This is a genomic window from Moraxella oculi, from assembly GCF_023336735.1.
Taxonomy (GTDB): domain Bacteria; phylum Pseudomonadota; class Gammaproteobacteria; order Pseudomonadales; family Moraxellaceae; genus Moraxella; species Moraxella oculi.
The window spans coordinates 1-1,091 of the sequence record NZ_JAMBAQ010000056.1; the positions used below are offsets into that span (position 1 = coordinate 1).

Sequence of the window (1,091 nt, forward strand, 5' to 3'; positions counted from 1 at the left end):
AAAAAACACCCCAAAAGCCATCAGTCTTTTAGGGTGCGGTTTGATGTTAACGCATCACAGTGAATCAGTGTGATTGATTTTCTACAATCCCATAACCATCCACATCAACGGTAACACGACGATTTGGCTGTAAGCAAGTGATGAGCTGTTTTCTTGGCAGCTTATCAGAGCATTGATGGATGGGCTCTTTTTCACCTGCACCACGAGCATAGATGATCTTTCTTGGTATGCCTTGGCTAACCAAGTAGTCTACAACTGTGTTGGCACGGTTTTCTGACAGCTTTTGGTTGTAGGCATCTGAACCCAGCTTATCGGTATGACCTGTGATGATGATGCCGTTTAATTCCTCAAATTTATTTAAGTACTCAACCAATTGGTTAAGATCATGACGACCACCTGGCAACATGTCTGACAGTTTGTATTTGTCAAATGCAAATAGTGCATCAGCATTTAAAGTATAACGCTGGATTTGAGGTTTTGGTGGTGCCTTAGGTGCTTCAACTGGCACTTGAACAGGTACTTCAACAGGTACTGCCACTTCCTTGATGATGATTTGTGGCTGTAGTGGTGGTGCTTCTGGGTATACTGCTGGACAAGCTGCATCAATAGGGTCAATGGGATTCCAAAAGAAACTGCGAGTAAAAGTGTCTTTATCAAATAACACTTTAAATTGGCAAGTGGTAACGCCATCAGTACCAATGCCTGGCGTGTGAAAATGAAACAGATAATTCCACTCACGAGGACGCCAAACTTCATGATAATGGGGACGACCAAGCAAATGATACAGTTGATCTTTGGTCATGCCCGCCTTAACTTCTCTTAGGCTGGTAAGATTGGGGAAAGTACCACGATTGTTATGCAATGTGACAGAATCCCATTTTGGCCAAACAGGATTGTCTGTCGTACCCTCAGCAGTCACTTGAGTTGGACTGGTGGCACAGGCAGATATCGCAGCCATGATGGCTGTGATAATAGCAGCTTTGAACAATGAATGTTTCATATAAATTCCTATTAATAACAACTTGAAAAGCCGCCTCGTCTCAACAAGACGGCTTGGTTTTGTTAGAGTTTAGGGGTTACCATTGGTAGCC

At 43.2% G+C, this 1,091-nt stretch carries 1 protein-coding gene; it reads right to left on the reverse strand.

Going from position 1 to position 1,091, the window contains the following annotated elements:
• Window positions 1-64: 64 nt before the first annotated feature.
• On the reverse strand, window positions 65-1,000 hold the full coding sequence (locus M2R47_RS09355; protein WP_283162964.1) for an OmpA family protein: 936 nt from the start codon (window positions 998-1,000) through the stop codon (window positions 65-67).
• Between the last annotated feature and the right edge of the window lie 91 nt (window positions 1,001-1,091).